The sequence below is a fragment of the Leucobacter sp. gxy201 genome (assembly GCF_051043335.1).
Lineage (GTDB): Bacteria > Actinomycetota > Actinomycetes > Actinomycetales > Microbacteriaceae > Leucobacter.
Genome location: NZ_JAMXWS010000001.1, coordinates 109,589 through 126,031 on the forward strand (window position 1 = coordinate 109,589; position 16,443 = coordinate 126,031).

Genomic DNA, 16,443 nt, shown 5'->3' on the forward strand with positions numbered 1-16,443 from the left:
TCCCGCTCCAGAAGTGGTCCATTGGTTTCGGGCGAGTTAACCTGAAGCTCTAGACCAGTACGCGGTGCTGGGACGGGTCTCGAACCGAGACCGCACAGGGAGGCGGGGCGCGCATGGCGACGGGAACAGCGGAGCGATCGGGGGCGATCGCGCGCGCCCGCGTGCTCGATGCGCAGGGCGGCTTCGGGGCCCCGCAGCGGCTGAGCTGGGCCGACGGCCTGTTCGAGGCCGGCACGGGCGCTGATTCCGATCGCCAGGGATCGCCCCTCTGGGTCACCCCCGGTTTCGTCGACGCGCACGCGCACCTCGCCTGGCACGCGTTCGATGAGGCCGACCGCGCGCGGCTCGGCGAGGCCGAGACCCGCGACGAGACCGCAGCGGCGCTCGCCCGCAACCTCGCCGCGGGCTTCACCTCGGTGCGCGACGCCGGCGGCCTCGTGCCCGGCGACGTGCGCGGCACCGATTGCGGCACGCTGCCGCGCGTGCAGTGCTCCGTGCGCATGCTGGGCCGCGCCGAGGCCGACGCCGCGGGCGGGCTCCACCGCGCCGTCGAGCAGGTGCTCGCCGAAGGCGCGCAGTGGGTGAAGCTCGTCGCCACCGCCTCGGTCGCCTCGCCCGCCGGCGCCGGCCTCGAACCGGTCTTCGCGCCCGACGAGGTGCGGGGCGCCGTGCGCCTGGCCACGGCCTCGGGCGCCGGGGTCATGGTGCACGCCTGGGGCGGCGCCGCGATCGACGACGCCATCGAGGCGGGCGCCGCGAGCATCGAGCACGGCATCTTCCTCACCGATGCGCAGGCCCGGCGCGCGGCCGACCGCGGCCTCGTGCTCGTGCCGACGCTGCGCATCTACCGGCAGGTGCAGCAGATGATTCGACAGGGATCGCTGCCCGAGGCCTTCCGCCGCCGCGTCGACGAGGCCGTCGCCCAGCACCCCCGCGCCGTGCTGCGCGCCCGCGATGCCGGGCTCGCGCTCGCCGTCGGCACCGACTCCGGAACCCCCGAGCAGCACGGCTCGGGCGCGCACGAGATCGCAGCGCTGATCGGCGCGGGCCTCACCCCCGCCGAAGCGCTCCTCGCTGCGACCCGGGGCGGCGCCGAGCTGCTCGCCCGCGTCGAACACGGGGGCTCGGAAGCGGGCTCGGCGATCCCTGGAGCCGCCGCCCCGCCCGCCGGAGCCCCCGGAACCATCGCCCCGGGCGCCGTCGCCGATGCCGTCGTCTTCGACCGCGACCCCCGCGAACCGGGCGTGCTCACCGACCCCGACCGCATCGTCGCCGTCGTGCTCGACGGCCGCACCATCGCCTTCGACCAGACCGACCCCACCCGAAAGGATCAGCGATGATCACCCGACCCACCACCCGGCGCTTCGCGTTCGCGGCCGCCGCGCTCTCGGCAGCGCTCGTGCTCAGCGCATGCTCGGGCGGCACCGCCGCAGAGCCCGCCCCGACCGGTGACCCCGTCAGCGGCGGCACCCTCGTCTTCGGGCGCACCGCCGCGGTGAACGACCTCGACCTCAACCAGCAGATCACCGCGAACAACGCCTTCGCGATCGACAAGATCTTCGAACCGCTCGTCGCGTTCGACGAGAACGGCGAGATCGGCCCCTGGCTCGCCGACGTCACCGAGAACGAGGCGGGCACCGTGTACGTGTTCACGCTGCGCGACGGCCTGAAATTCTCGAACGGCGCCGATGTCACCCCCGCCGACGTCGTCTTCTCGCTGAACCGCCACCTCGAGGTCGGCGGCCCGCTCGCCTTCTCGGCCCCTATCGCCTCGGTCGCCCAGACCGGCGAGCGCGAGGTCACCATCGTGCTCGACTCGCCCTACACGCCGTTCCTGTCGGAGCTGTCGAGCTTCTCGAACGGCATCTTCCCCGCCGACTTCGGCGGCGCGAGCGAAGAGGAGTTCTTCCAGAACCCCGTCGGCACCGGCCCCTTCGTCGTGTCGGAGTGGGACAAGACCGGCGACCTGACCTTCGTGAAGAACGAGCACTACTGGCAGGAGGGCAAGCCCTACATCGACGAGCTCGTCTACAAGTTCGTCGCCGACGACACCCAGCTGCGCCAGCAGCTCGGCGCCGGGCAGCTCGACGCCATCGACGCCGTGCCCGCCGCCAACGCCGCCGAAGTCGACTCCGACGACGCCACCGTGCTCTCGCAGACCCCCGGCTGGTCGACCGACCAGATCTTCTTCAACACCCAGCGCCCCGAGTTCGCCGACGAGCACGTGCGCCGCGCCATCGCTCACGCCGTCGACCGCGAGGGCATCACCGCCGCGACGTCGTTCGGCACCGCCGAGGTCGCGAACGCGCTCATCCCCTCGAACGTCGAGTACTCCGCCGACGACGAGGGCTACGCCCTCGACTACAGCATCGACTCGGCCAAGAAGGAGCTCGCGCAGTCGGGCTACGCCGACGGCTTCGACGTGACCCTCATGATTCCGAGCGGCAACTCGCAGCGCGCCCAGATCGCCGAGATCGTGCAGGAGTCGCTGTCGCAGATCGGCATCACCGTGCAGATCGAAGAGCTCGACATCGCGGCCTTCCGCGAACGCTTCAAGGCCTACGACTACGACTTCATGGTCAACAACGGCCAGCTCGATGCGCCCGACCCCAACGGCTTCATCACCTTCCAGGCCGACCCCGAGGGCTTCAGCAAATCGTACTGGACGCACTACACGAACGACCGCGTGACCGAGCTCATGAACGAGGGCCAGACGACGCCCGAGGGCGACGACCGCCAGGCCATCTACTTCGAGATCCAGAAGATCCTCGCCGAGCAGGTGCCCTACATCCCCCTCCAGTTCCCCGCGAACCTGAAGGCCACCACGGCCGAAGTGCAGGGCTTCACGGTGCTGCCGAACGGTTCGGTACGATTCCAGGATGCGTGGCTGGCCTCGAAGTAGCGCCCTGAGCACCGTGCTGCGGGCACTGCGTGCGACCGGGCTGCTGCTCGCGCGCGTAGTGCCCGTCATGGTCGGGGTCGTCGTCGCCGTCTTCTTCCTGCTGCGGCTCGTGCCCGGCGACCCGGCGGTCATGATCCTCGGCGAACGCGCCGACCCCGCCTCGATCGCGAAACTGCGGGGCGAGCTCGGCCTCGACGACCCGCTCTGGCAGCAGTTCGCCGCCTTCGCGACGCGCATCGTCACGCACTTCGACACCGGCGACTCGCTCGTCACGGGCGACTCGACCCGCGACATGATCTTCGCGAAGGCGCCCATCAGCCTCGGCATCGTCGTCTTCGCCGTGCTGCTCGCCGTCGCCATCGCGCTGCCGCTCGCGCTCGCCGCCGCCCGCGGCAAAGACGGCTGGGTCGACCACGTCGTGCGCGTGCTGCCCACCATCGGCATGGGGATGCCCCTCTTCTGGATCGGCCTGCTGCTCATCATCGTGTTCGCGGTGCAGCTCGGCTGGTTCCCCGTCGGCGATATCGGCACCGGCCCCGGCGAACCCGTGTACAGCCTCTTCCTGCCCGCCCTCTCGGTCGCGCTCGGCATGTCGCCGCCGCTCATCCGCTCGCTGCGCACCCAGCTCATCGAGGTGCTCGGCGCCGACTTCGTGACCACGCTGCGCGCCGCCCGCATCCCCGAGCGCCGCATCGTGCTCGGCCACGTGCTGCGCGGCGCCGCCCTGCCCACCCTCACCCTGCTCAGCGTCAACACCGCCTACCTCATCGGCGGCACCCTCGTGGTCGAGAAGGTGTTCGCCATCAACGGCATCGGCACACTGCTGTTCATCTCGATCTCGAACCGCGACTTCCCGGTCGTGCAGGGCATCGCGCTCACCTGCGCGGTCGCCGTCGTGCTCGTGACGACGCTCGCCGGCGTGCTGTCGGCGCTGCTCGACCCCCGACTGCGGGTGGCCCGGTGATGCGCCGCATCCCGCGCCGCCGCATCCTGCCCGGTCGCGTCTCGCCCACGCTCATCGCGGGGGCCGTGCTCACCGCGCTCATCCTGCTCGCGGCCGTCTGCGCGCCCCTCATCGCGCCCGCCGGGCCCACGGCGCAGTCGCTCGTCGACGGGCTCCAGCCGCCGTCGTTCGCGCACCTCTTCGGCACCGACCAGCTCGGTCGCGACATCTTCTCGCGTGTGCTCTACGCCGCCCGCACCGACCTGCGCATCGCCTGGGTCTCTGCCGTGACCCCCTTCGTCGTCGGCGTGACCGTCGGTCTCGTCTCCGGCTACTTCGGCACCCGCCTGCGCGGCGCGGTCGGCTGGGGCTTCGCGCGCATCACCGACACCTGCATCGCCTTCCCGTTCTACGTGCTGATCATCGCGATCGTGTTCGCGGTCGGCGCCGGCGAGACCGGTATCGTGTTCGCCTTCGCCCTCATCGGCTGGGTCGGCTACGCCCGCGTGCTCGGCGCCATGACCGCCGCGCTGCGCGACGCCGAATGGGTGCGGGCCGCGCGCGGCAGCGGGCTCTCGCATGCGCGGGTGCTCGTGCGGCACGTGCTGCCGAACATCCTGCCGCAGGCGATCGTGCTGCTCGCGACCGAGATCGTGCTCATCATGGTCGCGATCGTCACCCTGGGCTACCTCGGCCTCGGCGTGCCCCGCCCCACTCCCGACTGGGGCACCATGATCGCCGACGGCCAGCTCTTCATCGAGACGCACTGGTGGATCTCGGCGATGCCCGGCCTCGCCGTCGTCATCACCGGTATCGCGTTCTCGATGCTCGGCGACGGGGTCGGCGACGCGCTGCGCATCGGGGGCGGCTCGCGGGGCGGTGCCGGTCGCGAGTACGGGCGGTCTCGGCTCGGGCTCCGGGCCAGGGATCGCGCCGCAGCGCCCGCCGCGGCGACGAGCGCTTCCGAGTCGGCGGGCACCGCCGAGCTCGAGCCGGGCGAGGTGCGCGTGGCCGGGCTGCGCATCGATGCTGCTGCCGCCCCTGCGGGGGAGCCCGCGCCACCGCTCGTCGCGGGCATCGATCTCGCGGCGCGGCCGGGGGAGGCCCTCGGCATCGTCGGCGAATCGGGCTCGGGCAAGAGCCTCACGCTGCGGGCGCTGCTCGGCATGATGCCGAACGGCACCCGCATCGCCGGCGGCGCGGCCCGTGCCGGAGGCCGCGTCGGTATGGTCTTCCAGGACCCCCTCACCGCTCTCGACCCGCTGACCCGCGTCGGCAGCCAAGTGCGCGAGGCGCTGCGCGCCGGCGGGCGGGTCGGGCAGAGCGGATCGCGCGGGCACGCCGAAGTATTGGCGCTGCTGCACGATGTCGGCCTCGGGGCGGCCGGTAGCGGGGCGGCCGACGCCGGGTCGGCCGACTCCGGGGAGGCCGAGCGCATCGCCCGCGCGTACCCGCACCAGCTCTCGGGCGGTCAGCGGCAGCGCATCGTGATCGCGATGGCGCTCGCCGGCGACCCCGACGTGCTGCTGTGCGACGAGCCGACCACAGCGCTCGACGTGACGGTGCAGCGCCAGGTGCTCGCGCTGCTCGCCCGGCTGCGGCGCGAGCGCGGCCTCACGCTCGTGTTCGTGTCGCACGACATCGCGGTCGTCGCCGAGGTGTGCGAGCGCATCGCCGTGATGCGCGGCGGCCGCATCGTCGAGACCGGCACGGCCGCCCAGATCGTGCAGCGCCCCGCCGAGGCGTACACGCAGGGCCTGCTCGCGGCGCTGCCGACGCTGCCGGTGATCCCTGCCGCTGCCGGTCATGAGACCGAGGCGCCGGTGGCGACCTCCTCGCCGCCGGCCTCCTCGCCGCCCGAACCACCGGTGCTCGCAGTCGCCGGGCTCGAGGTGCGCTACGGGCGATCGGTCGCCGCCACCGGCGTCTCGTTCGCGCTCGCCCGCGGCGCGGCGCTCGGCATCGTGGGCGAGTCGGGCTCGGGCAAGACCACCATCGCGCGTGCCGTCGTGGGCCAGCTGCGCCCCGCCGCAGGCCTCATCGCCCTCGACGGCGCCGAACTGCCCCACCGCCGGGGCGCCGCGCTCAGACGCGCCGTGCAGCTCGTGCCGCAAGACCCGTACTCCTCGCTCGACCCGCGCATGACCATCGGGCGCAGCATCGCCGAAGCGATCGAGCGCGACCCCGCCCGACGCGCCGGGCGCCGCCGGCCGGGCGCCGCCGAGACCCGCGCCCGCGTCGCCGAACTGCTCGCGCTCGTGCGCCTCGACCCCGAACACGCCGCCCGGTACCCGCACGAGCTCTCGGGCGGCCAGCGCCAGCGCGTCGCGATCGCCCGCGCGCTCGCCGCATCGCCGCGCGTGCTCGTCGCCGACGAACCCACCAGCGCCCTCGACGTGTCGGTGCAGGCCGAGGTCGTCGACCTGCTGCAGTCCCTGCGCCGCGACCTCGGCCTCGCGCTCGTGTTCGTGTCGCACGACCTCGCCCTCGTGCACGAGCTCTGCGACCGCGTGCTCGTCATGCGCGGCGGCTCGCCCGTCGAGCTCGGCGGGCCCGAGCTCTTCGCCAGCCCGCGCGATCCCTACACGCGCGAGCTGCTCGCCGCCGTGCCGAGGCTCGCGCCGCCGACGGCATAGCCCCTGCACAGCCGGCGCCCTCGTGCGGGGCGGGGAACGGGGTTACTAGACTGGAGGCCACGCGGGTTCGACAACGGATGCGGCCCCGGCGACCCGAGGAGGCCCGGCATGCACGACATGGCGAACTGGATCGAGCGCCTGCTCGACGGCTCGCTCGTCGCGGGCGGCATCTTCCTCATCATCGGCGTCGCCGGCGCGGTGCTGCTGCTCATCTCGCTGCTGCTCGACGGCATCTTCGACGCCCTCGACTTCGGAGACGGCCCGCTCAGTCTCACCACCATCGCCGCATTCACCGCCATCTTCGGCTTCGCCGCCTTCGCCTGCGTCGGCGCGGGCCTGAGCACCCCCGTCGCCTCGGTGCTCGGCGCCGTCGCCGGCCTGCTCGGCGGGGCCGGCGCGTGGTGGCTGTCCCGGCTGATCCGCGGCGCCGAATCGAACAGCGCAGTGAGCGGCGACGACCTCATCGGCTCGACCGGCTCGGTCGTGCTCGCCATCCCCGAGACCGGCCTCGGCGAGGTCGCGGTCGTGCGCAACGGCGAGCGCATCTCGCTCGCGGCATACGCCGACGGTCCGATCGCTCGCGGAACTGCCGTGCGCGTCGTGCAGACCGTCACCTCGACCTCGGTGCGGGTCGAACCGCTCGACTCCTGAACCCCTCCCACCGACCCCACCCCTCGAACGGAGCATCCATGTTTCTCGTAACGCCGGCCCTCGTCGGCACCTTCGGCGCCGTCATCGCGCTCGTGCTGATCGCGCTCGTGATCATCAAGCGCTACCGCATCGCGAAGCCCGACGAGGCCATCATCGTGACGGGCGGCAAAGGCAAGGAAGTGCGGTCGGCCGACGGCAAGGTCTCGCGCGATCTCTCAGGCCAGAAGGTCGTCACCGGCGGTGGCGTGTTCGTCGTGCCGTTCGTGCAGAAGTCGTTCACGATCTCGCTGCGCTCGCGCCGCCTCGCCATCACGACCGAGGCGCAGACGACCGACGGCATCACCATCCAGGCGCAGGCCGTCGCGGTCGTGAAGGTCGGCGGTACGCAGGAGATGATCCGCGCGGCCGCTCAGCGCTTCCTCTCGAACTCCGACGAGATCGACGAGTCGACGCAGGAGGTGCTGTCGGGTTCGCTGCGTTCGATCATCGGCGGCCTGACGGTGCTGCAGATCATCCGCGACCGCGCCGTCGTCGCCCAGAGCGTGCTCGAGGCCGCCGAAGAAGCGCTCACGAAGCAGGGCCTCGTCGTCGATACGCTGCAGATCCAGGAGATCCGCGACGGCGCCGACTACATCGCCAACATCGGCCGCCCGGAGGCCGCGAAGGTGCGCCAGGCCGCCGACATCGCCGAGACCGAGGCCTACCAGGCATCGCAGGAGGCGAAGATCGCCGCCGAGCAGGTGCTCGTCGACCGCAACCGCGAGCTGAAGCTGCGCCAGGCCGCCGTGCAGGTCGAGACCGACAAGGCGACGGCGCAGGCGTCGGCCGCCGAGCCGCTCGAGCAGGCGATCCAGCAGCAGGCCATCGTCGAACAGCAGCAGATCACCGCGCAGAAGGAGGTCGCGCTGCGCACCGAGAAGCTGAACGCCGACGTGCGCGCCGTCGCCGAGGCCGAGGCCTACCGGGTCGAGGCGCTCGCGAAGGCCGACGCGGCCGCCGCGATCTCCGCCGCCGAGGGCCGCTCGCAGGCGATCGAGCGCGAGGGCGTTGCGAACCGCGCCGCGCGTATCGCGGCTTCCGAGGCGGTCGCCGCCGAGGGGCGCGCCGAGGGCGCCGCGATCGAGGCGAAGGGCACGGCAGAAGCGGCGGCGATCGATGCCCGCGCCCGCGCGCTCGAGACGCAGTCGCAGGCGGTGCTGGCGCAGGAGCTCATCCACCTGCTGCCCTCGATCGCGAACGAGTACGCGCAGGCGATCGGCGCGATCGACAACATGACGGTCGTCTCGGCAGACGGCACCTCGAAGGTCGCCGGCGACGCGATGGGCAACATCAAGGGGCTGCTCGAGATGGCGAAGGATACGGTCGGCATCGACCTCGTCGGCATGCTCAACGGCGCAGTCACCGGCGGTGCGGCGGGGGCGGCCGCGGGCCGCGCTTCGCAGCGCGCGGCCGACACGACGGCGCAGGCGCGCTCGGTCGTCGCGGCAGAGGCGTCCGAGACGCCCGGCGCCGACGAAGCCGCCGAGGCCGCACCCGCCGTCGCTGCCGCACCCGCAGACGAGTCGCAGCCGGGCGCGGCAGAATAGGGGTCATGCCGCACCGCTCAGACTTCGACGCCCTGCTCGGGAGCGCGGCGACCACCGCGCTCCCCGGCACGGTGACCGGCGCGCTTCCGGGTTCGGCGACGGGGGCGACGCCGCGGCACCCGGGGGCGGCGCCCTTCGAACCGCTGGAGCCCGAATCGGTCGTGCTGCGCATACGCCGCCACGGCCGCGTGCTCGTGCTGCCCGTGGTCGCGCTCATCGCGATCGCGGGTGCCGCCGGCTACTGGGTCGGTTCGTTCGCCGAGGGGTGGAAGAACCTCGCGGCCGCCGGCGGCGCGGTCGCGCTCGCCCTCGTCCTCGGCATCGCGCCCGTGCTCGCCTGGTCGACGCGGCGCATCACGGTCACGAACCGCCGCGTCATCTTTCGCCATGGAGTCTTCGTGCGGCACCGCGCAGAGCTGCCGTTCTCGCGGGTGCGCGAGGTGCGCACCCGCCGGGGCCCCGTGCAGCGCGTGTTCGGCTCGGGCCACATCGATCTCTACGTCGGCTCCGAGCGCACCACGATGCACGACGTGCCGGGCGCGGCCCTCGTGAACGACGCGCTGCAAGAGCTCGTCGAGCGCGGCTACGAGCACTCGACCGGCATGTTCGTGAACGGTCAGGTCGTGCGGTCGATGAGCACGTCGATGAGCTGAGACGCCAGGTTCACGAGGCGCTCGATCTCGGACTCGTCGCGGTCGACCCAGGTGAACTGCGGGTCGCCGACCGGAACGAAGTTCTCGTGCCGCTCCCACACCATGAGCGTGCGCTCGGCCCCGAGCACGTACTGCTGCCACCAGACCTGCCGCAGGTAGTGGCGGGGGATGGTGCGCCACTCCTTGTTCGTCGTCTTGATCTCGGCGAGCTCGACGCGGCCGTCGCCGCGCAGCACCACCCCGTCGGGGGTCGCGAGATGCCGGCGGTCGAGCTCGGCGTGGAAGAGCGCCTGGCTCGGGTCGATGCCGTGCTCCTGCTGCACCCACGCCGCGATGACCGGTTCGCGGGCCTTGCCGTGCTCGGTGTAGGCGTTGCCCGTGAACCGGCTGCCGTACAGCTTCGCCTGCGCCGCGGCCTCGATCGAGCGGGGGGTCGAGAGCTTGGCGACGTCGGTCGCGGTGATGCCGCGCGAACGGGCGGTGAACCATGCATTGCGATCGCTGCCGTCGGTCACCATTCGGCTCAGATGGGCGGGAACGGTCGTGTGCACCTCTCCAGTCTCGCACGCCGGCGCGGAGCGGCCGGTGCCGCAGACCACGTTTCGCGGTTTCGAGCCAATCTTTACCAGTACCGCGTTGTCTATGGACAGCGCAACAGCCGTAGGTTACGGTTCGCTCTCGTTTTTCTTACGCCTGTAAAACTGAGAGCTCGCACAGTAATGCCGGTCGCGGTCCGCAAATTCCCGGAATCCGCACTGCATGCGCGAGTATGGTGAAGTAGCGACCATTAATGATTTGGTTGGCCGTTATCGAGTCCAATCGATAGATCGCACTGGTGAAGCGGAAATGTTTCACCTGCAATGACAGTGGGGGCCTACATGAGGGAGCAAGAAATGGTGCGAGGAGACCAGGAGCGGGGGCGTGCGCTCATCGTCGATGATGAGGAGTCGATCACCCAGCTCGTCTCCATGGCCCTCCTCTACGAGGGCTGGAGCGTCGAGACCGCATCGAGCGGGGCCGAGGCCCTCGAGCGCATCCGCGAAGACGCGCCCGACGTCGCCGTGTTCGACATCATGCTCCCCGACATGGACGGCATGCAGCTGCTGTCGCGCGTGCGCAGCGAAGGCGCGGTCTTCCCCGTGCTGTTCCTGACCGCACTCGATTCGGTCGAGGACCGGGTCAAGGGGCTGACCGCCGGCGGCGACGACTACGTCGTGAAGCCCTTCAGCCTCGAAGAGCTGACTGCGCGCCTGCGCGGCCTCGTGCGCCGTTCGCGCATGACGGCGGCGCTGCAGCCCGACCCGGTGCTGCGCGTCGGCGGCCTCACTCTCAACGAGGACAGCTACGAGGTCGAGCGCGACGGCGAGCAGATCACCGTGACGAACACCGAGTACGAACTGCTGCGCTACCTCATGCGCAACCCGGGGCGCGTGCTCTCGAAGGCGCAGATCCTCGACCGCGTATGGGCCTACGACTTCTCGGGCAAATCGACCGTCGTCGAGCTCTACGTGTCCTACCTGCGCAAGAAGATCGACGTCGACCGCGAGCCGATGCTCCACACGGTGAGGGGCGCGGGCTACATGCTCAAGCCCGTGGCTTGAGGGTCGCGGAAGCATCGCTTCCGCGCAGCCCGCGGTGCCGCCCACGGCGGCAGCCCAGGGAGCATGGAGCGAAGCGACGTGCCGGGTGGCGGGCTACATGCTCAAGCCTGTGGCTTGAGGATCGCGGAAGCATCGCTTCCGCGCAGCCCGCGGTGCCGCCCACGGCGGCAGCCCAGGGAGCATGGAGCGAAGCGACGTGCTGGGTGGCGGGCTACATGCTCAAGCCCGTGGCTTGAGGTATCGCACCCGCGCTTGAACGCTCCGGGGTTCCTGTGGTACAGTTATCGACGGCCCAAGACCGCCGGTAGGGTCCGCAAGGATCCCGGAACGTTCGTCGCAGTGGAAGCGCTTCGACGAAGACCAGCGCAGGTACGAATTTCCTTGAGTGCGGATTCCGATCCCTATCTCGAACGAAGCTCCGTGCGTGCGCGCCGGAGCTTTTCTCGTTTTCGAGACTCGCTCCGAGCGGCACGGCCCCCGAGCGGCATCCGTCGCGCGGGTACGACAACATAGGGAGCGCCATGGCTACGAAGGACGCTACGGTTGCCGATCTTCAGAAGAAGTTTGAAGAGTCGAGCGCCGTTCTGCTGACTGAGTACCGCGGTCTCACGGTTGCTCAGCTGCGGGATCTCCGCAACAGCATCCGCGAGCACGCGACGTACGCTGTGGCGAAGAACACGCTGACCAAGATTGCGGCCAACAACGCCGGGATCACCGCATTCGATGACGAGCTCGCCGGCCCTTCGGCTCTCGCCTTCGTGCACGGTGACACCGTCGCGGTCGCCAAGGCTCTGCGTGACTTCGCCAAGGCAAACCCTCTTCTGGTGGTGAAGGCGGGCTACTTCGATGGCAACGCCCTGACCGCTGCAGAGGTAGGCAAGCTTGCCGATCTCGAGAGCCGCGAGGTGCTGCTGGCCAAGGCCGCAGGCGCAATGCAGGCTGCTCTGGTCGGCGCTGCACAGCTGTTCGCCGCCCTGCCCGCCAAGGCCGCTCGCGGCTTCGGCGCGCTGCAGGAGAAGCAGGACGCGTAAGGCTCGGCTTTCGCCGATCCGCACACAATAGGACCCGCCTGACGGCCGCTGGCCGACAGGCATACATCAAGGAGATACATCATGGCTAAGCTTTCGACTGAAGAGCTGCTCGAGCAGTTCAAGGAGCTCACCCTCATCGAGCTCTCGGAGTTCGTCAAGGCATTCGAGGAGACCTTCGACGTCTCGGCTGCTGCTCCCGTCGCAGTTGCTGCTGCTCCGGCTGCCGGCGGCGAGGCCGCTGCTGCCGAGGAGAAGGACGAGTTCGACGTCGTCCTCGACACCGTCGGCGACAAGAAGATCCAGGTCATCAAGGCTGTGCGCGAGCTGACCGGTCTCGGCCTGGGCGAGGCGAAGGCTCTCGTCGAGGAAGCCCCCAAGAACGTGCTCGAGGGCGCGAACAAGGACGACGCTGAGGCCGCCAAGGCCAAGCTCGAAGAGGCGGGCGCGGGCGTCAAGCTCGTCTAAGTTCTCTTCGCGTTTCGCGAATTCTCAGGGGCGGGGTCACCTTCGGGTGGCTCCGCCCCTGGTGTTCTCCGGGGTCGTCGACTCGGGGCTCGCGCAGGCCCGCCCGATCTGCTACAGTTTTCCGGCTTGAGGAAAGGAGCCCGCGTGGCCCTCATCACTTTGACTCTGCGGCATGCGCGCCGCTACCCCGGCTACATCGCCGCGGTGATCGTACTGCAGCTGCTCGCGACCATCGCCGCGTTGACGCTGCCCAGCATGAACGCCGACATCATCGACAAGGGCATCGCGCTCGGTGACACCGGCTTCATCTGGCGCACGGGCGGCTTCATGCTGCTCGTCTCGCTCGGCCAGGTCGTCTCGGCCGTGCTCGCCGTGTACTGCGGTGCCCGTGCATCGATGGGCATCGGCAGGGATCTGCGCCGAGAGGTCTACCGCAAGGTCGACTCGCTCTCGACGCTCGAGGCGACCAAGTTCGGCGCCGGCACGCTCATCACCCGCGGCACGAACGACGTGCAGCAGATCCAGATGCTCGTGCTCATGACCTTCAACTTCATGATCTCGGCCCCGATCATGGCGATCGGCGGCATCATCATGGCGCTGCAGGAGGACGCGGGCATGTCATGGCTCGTGTGGGTCTCGGTCGCAGTGCTCGCTGTGATCGTGAGCTTCCTCGTCTGGCTGCTGCTGCCCCTGTTCCGCGTCATGCAGAGCAAGGTCGACGCCATCAACGGGGTGCTCCGCGAGCAGATCATGGGCATCCGCGTCGTGCGCGCATTCGTGCGCGAGCGCTTCGAAGCCGAACGCTACGGTCTCGCGAACCGCGAGATCACCGACGTATCGGTGAAGGTCGGCAACATCTTCGTGCTCATGTTCCCCGTCATCATGATGGTGCTGCACATCGCAACGGCCGCCGTGCTGTGGTTCGGCGGGCACCGCGTCGAGGCAGGGCAGATCGAGGTCGGCTCGCTGACCGCCTTCCTGCAGTACCTGCTGCAGATCCTCATGGCGGTCATGATGGGCGTCTTCATGACGATGATGATCCCGCGTGCCGTCGTGTGCGCCGAGCGCATCCGCGAGCTGCTCGACACCGAGTCGTCGCAGCAGTTCCCCGCGCAGCCGGTCGTCGCGACCCCCGAGGCGGGCCGCGTCGAGTTCGACGGCGTCACCTTCGGGTTCCCGGGCGCCGAGGAGCCCGTGATCAAGAACGTGAGCTTCGTCGCCGAGCCCGGCAAGACGACCGCGATCATCGGTTCGACCGGCGCCGGCAAGACCGTGCTGCTCGGCCTGCTGCTGCGGCTCTACGACCCGCAGCAGGGCGGCATCACCATCGACGGCTCGCCGGTGTCGCAGCTGACCCGCGAGCAGCTCGCGGCGACCGCGAACCTCGTGCCGCAGCAGCCGTACCTGTTCTCGGGCACCATCGCTTCGAACCTGCGCTTCGGCCGCAGCGACGCGAGCGACGAGGAGCTGTGGGAGGCGCTGCGCGTCGCCCAGGGCGCCGACTTCGTGCGCGAGAAGGAGCTGCAGCTCGAGGCGCCGGTGTCGCAGGGCGGCACGAGCGTCTCGGGCGGTCAGCGCCAGCGGCTCTCGATCGCGCGCACGCTCGTCGCGCGGCCGCGGGTCTACCTCTTCGACGACTCGTTCTCGGCGCTCGACGTCGCGACCGACGCCCGCCTGCGCGAGGCGCTGCCCGATGCGACCGCCGGCGCCACGACCATTATCGTCGCGCAGCGCGTCTCGACCATTACCGCGGCCGACCAGATCCTCGTCGTCGAGGGCGGCGAGATCGTCGCCCGCGGCACCCACCAAGAGCTGCTCGAGAGCAGCGAAGTCTACGGCGAGATCGTGCGCTCGCAGCTCGAAGAGGCAGGTGCAGCCTGATGGCCCGTAAGAAAAACGCGAAGAACTCGGCTCCGACCGAGGAGTTCGAGCTGCCCGACGACTACCAGCCCGACGGCGACGACATGTTCGGCGGCGCGCCCGCGAAGAAGGCCAAGCACTTCTGGCCGTCGGCGAAGCGCCTTGTCGGCCTGCTCGCGCCCGAGAAATGGTTGTTCGCCTTCGTCGTGGTGCTGGTGGTGGCCTCGGTCGTACTGACCGTGATCGCCCCGAAGGTGCTCGGTCAGGCGATGGACGTCATCTTCGACGGCATCATCGGCAAGAATCTGCCGAAGGGCGTGCCGATCGAGCAGATCATCGAGGGCGCCCGCGCCGAGGGCAAGGGCCAGTTCGCCGACATGCTCTCGGGCGCGAACGTCGTGCCCGGCGAGGGCATCGACTTCGAGACCCTCGCGCGCCTCATCCTGATCGTGCTCGCGCTCTACCTGGTCGCCTCGTTCCTGATGTGGTGGAACGGGTACATCCTCAACAAGCTCGTCATGCGCGTCGTCTACCGTCTGCGCGCCGACATCGAGGCCAAGATCAACCGGTTGCCGCTCAGCTACTTCGACAGCCGCCAGCGCGGCGACGTGCTCTCGCGCGTGACCAACGACGTCGACAACATCCAGCAGGCGCTGCAGCAGGCGCTCTCGCAGCTCGTGCAGTCGGCGCTCACCGTCATCGGCATCGCGATCATGATGTTCGCCGTGTCGTGGCAGCTCGCGTTGATCGCGCTCATCGCGCTGCCGCTGTCGGGCATCATCGCCGGAGTCGTCGGCGTGCGCGCGCAGAAGCTCTTCGTGGCGCAGTGGAAGCACACCGGCGACCTGAACGGCCACATCGAGGAGTCGTTCACCGGTCACGAGCTGGTGCGCATCTTCAACCGCGATGCCGAGATGACCGAGGAGTTCGACCGCCGTAACGAGGAGCTCTTCCAGGCGACCTTCAAAGCGCAGGCGCTGTCGGGCACCATCATGCCGGCGATGCAGTTCGTGCAGTACCTGAGCTACGTGCTCATCGCCGTCGTCGGCGCCCTGAGGGTGACCGCCGGGCAGATGACGCTGGGCGATGTCACCGCGTTCATCCAGTACTCGCGCGAGTTCTCGCAGCCGATCGGCCAGATGGCGGGCATGGCGAACATGCTGCAGTCGGGCGTCGCCTCGGCCGAGCGTTCGTTCGAACTGCTCGATGCCGAGGAGCAGGAGCCCGACACGGCGAACGCCTCGCTGCCCGAGCGCACGGAGGGCCGGGTCGAGTTCGAGAACGTGCACTTCAGCTACGACCCGGAGACCACGCTCATCGAGGACCTGTCGCTCGAGGCCGACCCGGGGCACACCGTCGCGATCGTCGGCCCGACGGGCGCCGGCAAGACGACGCTCGTGAACCTCATCATGCGGTTCTACGAGCTGAACCGTGGTCGCATCCTGCTCGACGGCGTCGATATCACGCAGCTGTCGCGCGCCGAGCTGCGCGGCCACGTCGGCATGGTGCTGCAGGATGCGTGGCTGTTCGACGGGACCATCCGCGAGAACATCCGCTACGGTCGGCTCGACGCGAGCGATGATGAGATCGTCGCGGCGGCGCAGGCGACGATGGTCGACCGCTTCGTGCGTCAGCTGCCCGACGGCTACGACACCGTCATCGAGGAGAACGCCTCGTCGCTGTCGGCCGGCGAACGCCAGCTGCTCACCATCGCCCGCGCGTTCATCGCGAACCCGTCGCTGCTCATCCTCGATGAGGCGACCTCGTCGGTCGATACGCGCACCGAGGTGCTCGTGCAGCAGGCGATGCGCGCGTTGCGCGCCGACCGCACGTCGTTCGTGATCGCGCACCGTCTCTCGACGATCCGCGATGCCGACATGATCCTCATGATGGAGAGCGGGCGCATCGTCGAGCAGGGGTCGCACGACGAGCTGCTGGCACGTAAGGGCGCGTACTTCGCCCTTTACCAGGCGCAGTTCGCGGGCGAAGACGCTGAAGAAACCGCAGAGGCGCAGTTCGCGGAGGCCGCGGCGGCGACGGGCGCGGTCCCGGTTGTCGGGGAGGCGCCCGAACCGCCCGCCGGCGCCCCCGGTTCGGAGTAATCGCGCTCATCGG

13 protein-coding genes are annotated in these 16,443 nt (G+C 70.1%); 12 read left to right on the forward strand and 1 reads right to left on the reverse strand.

Translation table 11 applies throughout. The features are described from left to right. Window positions 1–113: 113 nt before the first annotated feature. From NHL51_RS00455 to NHL51_RS00485, 7 genes are all read left to right on the forward strand, one after another. Window positions 114–1,340: an amidohydrolase family protein gene (locus tag NHL51_RS00455; protein ID WP_434140954.1), complete on the forward strand. Its 1,227-nt coding sequence runs from the start codon at window positions 114–116 to the stop codon at window positions 1,338–1,340. After that, the gene (locus tag NHL51_RS00460) at window positions 1,337–2,902 is read left to right on the forward strand and encodes an ABC transporter substrate-binding protein (RefSeq protein WP_434140956.1); all 1,566 of its coding nucleotides are present in this window, start codon (window positions 1,337–1,339) and stop codon (window positions 2,900–2,902) included. The genes NHL51_RS00455 and NHL51_RS00460 overlap by 4 nt, the downstream gene beginning before the upstream one ends. Continuing rightward, window positions 2,880–3,866, forward strand: a complete 987-nt coding sequence (locus NHL51_RS00465) for an ABC transporter permease (RefSeq protein WP_434140958.1) — start codon at window positions 2,880–2,882, stop codon at window positions 3,864–3,866. The genes NHL51_RS00460 and NHL51_RS00465 overlap by 23 nt, the downstream gene beginning before the upstream one ends. Then, complete coding sequence (locus tag NHL51_RS00470; RefSeq protein WP_434141667.1) at window positions 3,866–6,481, forward strand: ATP-binding cassette domain-containing protein; 2,616 nt, start codon at window positions 3,866–3,868, stop codon at window positions 6,479–6,481. The genes NHL51_RS00465 and NHL51_RS00470 overlap by 1 nt, the downstream gene beginning before the upstream one ends. 108 nt (window positions 6,482–6,589) lie before the next feature. Further along, a complete protein-coding gene (locus tag NHL51_RS00475) occupies window positions 6,590–7,132 on the forward strand; it encodes a hypothetical protein (RefSeq protein ID WP_434140959.1) in 543 nt (180 codons plus the stop codon). A gap of 38 nt (window positions 7,133–7,170) precedes the next feature. Continuing rightward, the gene (locus tag NHL51_RS00480; RefSeq protein ID WP_434140961.1) at window positions 7,171–8,718 is read left to right on the forward strand and encodes an SPFH domain-containing protein; all 1,548 of its coding nucleotides are present in this window, start codon (window positions 7,171–7,173) and stop codon (window positions 8,716–8,718) included. A gap of 5 nt (window positions 8,719–8,723) precedes the next feature. After that, a complete protein-coding gene (locus NHL51_RS00485) occupies window positions 8,724–9,371 on the forward strand; it encodes a PH domain-containing protein (protein ID WP_434140963.1) in 648 nt (215 codons plus the stop codon). On the opposite strand, the gene NHL51_RS00490 is transcribed toward NHL51_RS00485, so the two are convergent. Further along, window positions 9,335–9,889 carry a YqaJ viral recombinase family protein gene (locus NHL51_RS00490; protein ID WP_434141668.1) on the reverse strand — a complete coding sequence of 185 codons (555 nt, stop codon included), beginning with the start codon at window positions 9,887–9,889 and terminating at the stop codon, window positions 9,335–9,337. The genes NHL51_RS00485 and NHL51_RS00490 overlap by 37 nt on opposite strands. A 375-nt stretch (window positions 9,890–10,264) precedes the next feature. Here NHL51_RS00490 and NHL51_RS00495 point away from each other — a divergent pair, with 375 nt between their 5' ends. The 5 genes from NHL51_RS00495 to NHL51_RS00515 all read left to right on the forward strand — a co-directional run bounded on the left by NHL51_RS00495 (window position 10,265) and on the right by NHL51_RS00515 (window position 16,430). Further along, entirely contained in the window at window positions 10,265–10,972 is a 708-nt protein-coding gene (locus NHL51_RS00495; RefSeq protein ID WP_434140965.1) for a response regulator transcription factor, read from the forward strand. A 521-nt stretch (window positions 10,973–11,493) separates the two neighbouring features. Then, window positions 11,494–12,003 (forward strand): 50S ribosomal protein L10, encoded by a 510-nt coding sequence (gene rplJ / locus NHL51_RS00500; protein WP_434140966.1) that lies wholly within the window; start codon window positions 11,494–11,496, stop codon window positions 12,001–12,003. 81 nt (window positions 12,004–12,084) lie between these two features. After that, the gene (gene rplL / locus NHL51_RS00505; protein WP_434140968.1) at window positions 12,085–12,468 is read left to right on the forward strand and encodes a 50S ribosomal protein L7/L12; all 384 of its coding nucleotides are present in this window, start codon (window positions 12,085–12,087) and stop codon (window positions 12,466–12,468) included. Between the two features lie 144 nt (window positions 12,469–12,612). Beyond that, entirely contained in the window at window positions 12,613–14,349 is a 1,737-nt protein-coding gene (locus NHL51_RS00510; RefSeq protein WP_434140970.1) for an ABC transporter ATP-binding protein, read from the forward strand. After that, window positions 14,349–16,430, forward strand: coding sequence for an ABC transporter ATP-binding protein (locus tag NHL51_RS00515; protein WP_434140971.1), 2,082 nt, complete (start codon window positions 14,349–14,351; stop codon window positions 16,428–16,430). The genes NHL51_RS00510 and NHL51_RS00515 overlap by 1 nt, the downstream gene beginning before the upstream one ends. The last annotated feature ends 13 nt before the right edge of the window (window positions 16,431–16,443 follow it).